We start from the raw sequence: 6,549 nt of genomic DNA, 5'->3' as shown, positions 1-6,549 counted from the left end.
GGGTGGGGTGGGGGGGTGCGTGGGTCAGGAGGGGGTGGCGGCGCGGGGGTGGGGGGTGGGGTTGCCGGCGGTGCCGGGGGCGGCGGTGGTGGGGTCGGTCGTCAGGTCGACGATCTTGTTGGTGGCGTCGACGTGGACCACACGGGGGCGGTACGCGCGGGCCTCGGCGTCGTCCAGCTGGCCGTACGAGATGAGAATGACCAGGTCACCGGGGTGCACCAGGTGCGCGGCCGCCCCGTTGATGCCGATCACGCCGCTGCCCCGCTGACCCGGGATGACGTACGTCTCCAGCCGGGCCCCGTTGGTGACGTCCACGATCGCCACCTGCTCCCCGGGGATCAGGTCGGCCGCGTCGAGCAGATCCTCGTCCACGGTCACCGAGCCGACGTAGTGCAGGTCGGCCTGGGTCACCGTGGCGCGGTGGATCTTCGACTTGAGCATGGTCCGGAACATCGGGGTGCCTTTCAGCGGGTGTGGAGGTGGGTGTTCAGGAGCGGGGGGCGAGCGGGATCGCCGCGTTGTCGATCAGCCGGGTGCTGCCCACCCAGGCCGCGATCAGCAGCCGCGCCGGACCGGACACCGGGCCCGGCTCCAGGTCGGCGTCGGTGAGCACCAGGTAGTCGAGGCGGGCGCCGGGCGTACCGGAGTCGAAGGCCCGGTGGGCGGCGGCCAGCACCGTGCCGGCGTCCCCGCCCTCCTCGGCGGCCACGACACCGGCCCGCAGCGCGGCGGAGAGGCCCAGCGCGACCTCACGCTCCGCCGGGGAGAGGTAGCGATTGCGGCTGGACAACGCCAGCCCGTCCGGCTCCCGCACGGTCGGCACGCCGACCACCTCGACCGGCATGTCCAGATCCCGGGCCATCCGCCGGACCAGGGTGAGCTGCTGGTAGTCCTTCTCGCCGAAGAAGGCCAGGTCGGGGCGGGTGAGCTGGAGCAGCTTCATGACCACGGTGAGCACCCCGTGGAAGAAGCCGGGCCGGCTCAGCCCCTCCAGGTCCTCGCCGAGCGGGCCCGGGTTGAGCCGCACCTTCGGCTCACCGTCCGGGTACATGTCGGCCACCGAGGGGGCGAAGACCACGTCCGCGCCGGCTCGCCGGCAGACCTCCAGGTCCGTGTCGAGGGTGCGCGGGTACCGGTCGAAATCCTCGTTCGGGCCGAACTGGAGCGGGTTCACGAAGATCGTGACGATGACGTGGTCGGCCCACTCCCGGGCGGCCCGGATCAGGGTCTCGTGCCCGGCGTGCAGGGCGCCCATGGTCATCACCACGCCGACAGTGCCGGTCAGCCCGTCCCGGGCCGCCGCCAACTCCTTGCGCGTGTGCACCAGCACGCTCACGCCGCCACCTCCCGGTAGATCCCGCTCAGCACGTCCAGCAGCGACTCGGCGTCCGCCGGCCGCAGCCGGCCGGCCGCGATGGCGCGGTCCGCGGTCCGTCTTGCCAACGCCAGGTACGGCGCCACGGATTCCGGCGCGGTCGCCGCCAGCCGTTCCAGGTGCCGGCGTACGGTGCCCGCGTCGCCCCGGGACACCGGGCCGGTCAGCGCGTCGTCGCCGAGCCGCAGCGCATTCTCCAGCGCCGCCCGCAGCAGCGGGGCGAGCACCTTCTCCGGCCGGTCCACCCCGGCGTCGCGCAGCCGGTCGACCGCCTCGTTGACCAGGGTCACCAGGTGGTTCGCGCCGTGCGCCAGGGCCGCGTGGTACAGCGGCCGGTCCGCCTCGCCCACCCACTCCGGCACGCCGCCCAGGTCCGCCACCAGCCGGGCGGCGAACGGGCGCAGCTCCGCGGGGGCGGTCACCCCGTACGAGATGCCGGCGAGGCGGGTCAGGTCGTCCGGCGTACCGGTGAAGGTCATCGCTGGGTGCAGGGCCAGCGGCCGGGCGCCCGCGGCGGCGGCCGGGGCGAGGACGGCCAGCCCGTGCGCGCCGGAGGTGTGCGCGACGACCTGGCCGGGGTGCAGCGCCCCGGTCTCGGCCAGGCCGGCGACCACGCCCGCCAGGGCGTCGTCGGGTACCGCCACGATCAACAGGTCGGTGGCGGCGCCGGCGACCGACGTCGCGGAACGGTTCGGAGTCTCCGGGAGCAGCAGCGCCATCCGGGCCTTCACGGCGCCGGAGATGCCGGAGGCGGCGACCACCCGGTGCCCGGCGGCGGCGAGGGCCGCGCCGAGCACGGCGCCCACCCGGCCGGCGCCGATCACGCCGACGGTGAGGGTACGGGGAAAGACCAGCGGGGCGCCGGCAGAGGCGCCGCCCGACGGTACGGCGGGCCCGTGCGGGGCGGCCGGACGCGGGCGCAGCGGTGCGCTCATGGCAATCGATCCAGTCCTGAGAGGGGTACCGGTCGATCGCAAGTATGCGCCCGGGTTACGGAACGAAAACAAGCATGTGTGAAAACCTTCACCGGGCGTGTGGAAGGCGGAATTCCGGGCACGGTACGACCCGCCGGAACCGGCTGGTCCGCGACCCGCGCCGCCATCCCGGGCGGCAGCCCGTACGGTCGGCGGGTGACCTCCGAGGACCGGCTGCCCTGGCGGGTGGCGATGGACCGGGCGCTCTACGGCCCCGGCGGATTCTTCGTCGCCGGGGCCGGTCCGGCCGCCCACTTCCGGACCAGCGCGCACGCCTCCCCGGTTCTCGCCGCCGCCCTGTTCCGCCTCATCTCCCAGGTCGACGCCGACCTCGGCCACCCTGCTCGGCTCGACGTGGTCGACGTGGGGGCGGGGCAGGGTGAACTGCTCCACGGGCTGCTGGCGCTGGCCGCCGGGCCCGCGGTGGGGACCTCCCCGGCCGCCGCCCGGCCGTCACCCTCCGGCCGGCAGGCCGTCCGTCCGCCGCTCGCCCGGCGGCTGCGGCTCACCGCCGTCGAGCGGGCCGCCAGACCCGAGGACCTGCCCAGGGAGATCAACTGGGTGGACGAGATCCCGGACGGGATCACCGGCCTGCTGCTGGCCACCGAGTGGCTGGACAACGTCCCGCTCGACGTGGCCGTACAGTCCGACGATGGCTGGCGCTACCTCCTGGTCGACCCCGCGACCGGGGAGGAGTCGGTGGGTGACCCGGTCAGCCCGCTTGACGGGGAGTGGCTGGACCGGTGGTGGCCGACCACGCCGGCCGACTCGGACCTGAGAGCCGAGATCGGCCGGACGAGGGACGAGGCCTGGGCCGACGCGGTCGGGAAGATCGACCGGGGGCTGGCGTTGGCCGTGGACTACGGGCACACGCGGACGGACCGCCCGGTCGACGGGACGTTGACCGGGTACCGGGGCGGGCGGCAGGTACCGCCGGTGCCGGACGGGTCGGGTGACGTGACCGCGCACGTCGCCGTCGACTCGGTCGCCTCCGCCGGCGCGCGGGTCGCCTGGTGCTCGTACCACCTGGTCTCGCAGCGCGAGGGGCTGCGGGCGCTCGGGGCCGACGGCGGGCGACCACCGCTCAGCCTGGCCGCCAGCGACCCGGCGGGCTACGTGCGGGCGCTCGCCGCCGCCTCGACGGCGGCCGAGCTGACCGACCCGGCCGGGCTGGGCGGGCACTGGTGGCTGCTGCAACCGGTCGGCGTCGCCCTCAATCCCTTCATGGCACGATGACGGGCATGACCACGGACGCCGACCTCCGCGAACTGACCGTCGGCACCGGCGCGGGCGGCGAGCAGCTCGGCACCGACATGGTGCTCAACATCGGCCCGCAGCACCCGTCCACGCACGGCGTGCTCCGGCTGAAGCTGGTGCTCGACGGCGAGCGGGTGGTCTCCGCCGACCCGATCGTCGGCTACATGCACCGGGGCGCGGAGAAGCTCTTCGAGGTGCGCGACTACCGGCAGATCATCGTGCTGGCCAACCGGCACGACTGGCTCTCCGCCTTCTCCAACGAGCTGGGCGTGGTGCTCGCCGTCGAACGGCTGATGGGCATGGAGGTGCCGGAGCGGGCGGTCTGGCTGCGGATGGCGCTCGCCGAGCTGAACCGGGTGCTCAACCACCTGATGTTCCTCGGCTCGTACCCGCTGGAGATCGGCGCGATCACCCCCGTCTTCTACGCGTTCCGCGAGCGGGAGACGATCCAGGCGGTGATGGAGGAGGTCTCCGGGGGCCGGATCCACTACATGTTCAACCGGGTCGGCGGCCTCAAGGAGGAGGTGCCGGCCGGCTGGACCGGGCGGGCCCGCGCCGCGATCGGCGAGGTGCGCCGCCGGCTGCCGGATCTGGACCACCTCATCCGGCGCAACGAGATCTTCCTGGCCCGTACCGTCGGGGTGGGGGTGCTGTCGGCCGCCGACGCCGCCGCGTTCGGCGCGTCCGGGCCGGTCGCCCGGGCCTCCGGCCTCGACCTGGACCTACGCCGCGACGAGCCGTACCTGGCGTACGACCAGCTCGACGTGCCCGTGGTCACCAAGACCGCCGGGGACTGCCACGCCCGCTTCGAGGTGCTGCTCGACCAGGTGTACGTCTCCCTCGACCTCGCCGAGCAGTGCCTGGACCGGGTGGACCGGCTCACCGGGCCGGTGAACACCCGGCTGCCCAAGGTGGTCAAGGCGCCCGAGGGGCACACCTACGCCTGGACCGAGAACCCGCTCGGCATCAACGGCTACTACCTGGTGTCCCGGGGCGAGAAGACCCCGTGGCGGCTCAAGCTGCGCACCGCCTCGTACGCCAACGTGCAGGCGCTCGCCACGCTGCTCCCCGGCTGCCTGGTGCCGGACCTGATCGCCATCCTCGGCTCGATGTTCTTCGTGGTCGGCGACATCGACAAGTAGCCGCCGGCGCGGTCAGCGCCAGCGGTCCGCGGAACGAGCCGCGCCGGCGCGGGGCACGTGGTCCTGCGGCGGGTAGCCGTACCCCTCCTCGCCACGCGGCCGGCCGTGCCGGGCCGGCTCGGGCTCGGCCGCCCGCCACTCGCCCGCGGACTGCGCGGTGCGCTGCGTCGGGGGACGCCACTCATCGGGTACGGGCACCCCGCCGGCCGGGAGCGCCGGGTGGCTCTCCTCGGCCCACCCGCCACCCCGACCGGGCTCGGCGTCCCGATCCTGGTCCCGGCGGGGCTCGCCACGGCGTACCGACGCCCAGCGGTCCTCGACCCGGTACTCGGTGCCGCCGCCGGCGGCGTGCACCGCCGCGCGCCGCTCACCGACCCGCACCTCGCGGCCGTGCTCGTCGTCGCGGACCGAGGCCCAGCGGTCCCCGGCGCGCAGCTCCGACCAGTAGTCGCCGTCCGGGTCGTCCGACGCCGGAGCGGCGGCCCGGCCGGGCCGCTCGGACGAGCCCCAGCCGCGGGCGTCCGGAGCGGCGTACGGGTCGCCCGGGTCCGCCCAGGACCGGTCGTCACCCGAGCCGCCCGGACCGGTCCACGACCGGTCGTCGCGCGGCCCGCCCGGACCGGCCGGCCAGCCCCGGTCGTCGCGAGGCGCTCCCTGTCCCGACCAGGCATGATCGTCCCGGGGCGCTTCCTGCCCGGGCCAGGCACGATCGTCCCGGGGCACTTCCTGCCCGGGCCAGGCCCGATCGTGGCCGGCACCGGCCTGGGCGGGCCAGGACCGGTCGTCGCCCGACCAGCCCCGGTCCTCCTCAGGCTCGCGGTGACCGGCCCACGAGCGCTCCGCCGGCTCCGTACCGACCCGGGCCCGTTCCTCCGGGGCCGGGGACCACCGGCCGGCGTACCCGCCGCCGTAGCGGTTGCCGGCCGCCGGATCGGCGCCGTCCACGATGGTGTGCCGGGTGGTGACGTGCACGGTCTCGGTGTGGCGCACCACCCCGACCTGACGCGAGGCGGGTTCCGGGCGGGCGTCCGGCTCGGCGGCGCGCGGCGCGCCGTACACGACGGCCTGGGGGCGGTCGGCGGCGTAGCCGGCGGGGCGCTCGGCGGCGTACCGGCCGGCGGGCTGGGGGCGACGGGACGCCTCCTCCTCGTTCCGGCGGTCACCGGCGGGCTGTCCCCAGCCCGTCGGGGCCTCGTCCGGAGCGGCGGGGCGGCCCCGGCCCGGTGCGTCGTCGTACGCCTCGGCGACCGGCACCCGGGCGCGGCCACCGACCTGCTCGTCAGAGGCCGGGGCGGTGATGCCCGCGGCGGCGGCGATGCCGGCGGCCGCGGCGTCCAACCGGCGACGCATCGCGGTGACCGACTCCTGGGCGCGCTGGGCCTGGTCGAGCGCCTGGTTGCCACGCTGCGCGGCGGCCACGATCTCGCCGCGCAACTCCCGGCGCAGCTGCTCGATCTCGTCGAGCAACTGCTCGGAGCCCGCCGCCGCGCCGCCGTCGGCGCGCAGCGCGATGGAGAGGCCGATCAGCACGACGGCCAGGATGGCCAGCACGGCGCCGACGCGCAGCGGGCCGTTGCCGTCGGCCACGAGGAGGATCAGCGCCGCAATGGGCGCGAGCGCCACACCGATCCAGAACAGGACGGTCAGCAGCGAGGACGGGCGCTTCTCGGCGGGCGCAACCGGGGCGGGCATGGCTGTGCAGAGTACCGAGTGTTCCCGCGGCTGGGAACGGGCCGAACGCACCGATGTCGCCGGGAGGCCGCACCCTCGACGCCGACCGCGGGCGGCCGCCGACGGGCCA

The 6,549-nt window shown here is 75.6% G+C and carries 6 protein-coding genes; 2 read left to right on the top strand and 4 right to left on the bottom strand.

Features of this window, described 5'->3' with window-relative positions:
* Window positions 1-24: 24 nt before the first annotated feature.
* The 3 genes from panD to SLP03_RS17190 are packed head-to-tail and all read right to left on the bottom strand — an operon-like array spanning window position 25 to window position 2,310.
* Window positions 25-453 carry an aspartate 1-decarboxylase gene (gene panD, locus SLP03_RS17200; protein ID WP_319461609.1) on the bottom strand — a complete coding sequence of 143 codons (429 nt, stop codon included), beginning with the start codon at window positions 451-453 and terminating at the stop codon, window positions 25-27.
* Between the two features lie 34 nt (window positions 454-487).
* Entirely contained in the window at window positions 488-1,336 is an 849-nt protein-coding gene (gene panC, locus SLP03_RS17195) for a pantoate--beta-alanine ligase (RefSeq protein ID WP_319461608.1), read from the bottom strand.
* Entirely contained in the window at window positions 1,333-2,310 is a 978-nt protein-coding gene (locus tag SLP03_RS17190) for a Rossmann-like and DUF2520 domain-containing protein (RefSeq protein WP_319461607.1), read from the bottom strand. Before SLP03_RS17190 ends, panC begins: the two co-directional genes overlap by 4 nt.
* A gap of 231 nt (window positions 2,311-2,541) precedes the next feature.
* On the opposite strand from SLP03_RS17190, the gene SLP03_RS17185 reads away from it, so the two are divergent.
* Together SLP03_RS17185 and SLP03_RS17180 are read left to right on the top strand one after the other, a co-directional pair.
* A complete protein-coding gene (locus tag SLP03_RS17185) occupies window positions 2,542-3,585 on the top strand; it encodes an SAM-dependent methyltransferase (RefSeq protein WP_319461615.1) in 1,044 nt (347 codons plus the stop codon).
* Complete coding sequence (locus tag SLP03_RS17180; RefSeq protein WP_319461606.1) at window positions 3,582-4,748, top strand: NADH-quinone oxidoreductase subunit D; 1,167 nt, start codon at window positions 3,582-3,584, stop codon at window positions 4,746-4,748. Before SLP03_RS17185 ends, SLP03_RS17180 begins: the two co-directional genes overlap by 4 nt.
* 12 nt (window positions 4,749-4,760) lie before the next feature.
* On the opposite strand, the gene SLP03_RS17175 is transcribed toward SLP03_RS17180, so the two are convergent.
* Window positions 4,761-6,440 carry a hypothetical protein gene (locus tag SLP03_RS17175; RefSeq protein WP_319461605.1) on the bottom strand — a complete coding sequence of 560 codons (1,680 nt, stop codon included), beginning with the start codon at window positions 6,438-6,440 and terminating at the stop codon, window positions 4,761-4,763.
* Window positions 6,441-6,549: the final 109 nt, after the last annotated feature.

Source organism: Micromonospora sp. RTP1Z1 (assembly GCF_033804685.1).
GTDB lineage: Bacteria > Actinomycetota > Actinomycetes > Mycobacteriales > Micromonosporaceae > Micromonospora.
This window is presented reverse-complemented; position numbering and strand designations above follow the sequence as displayed.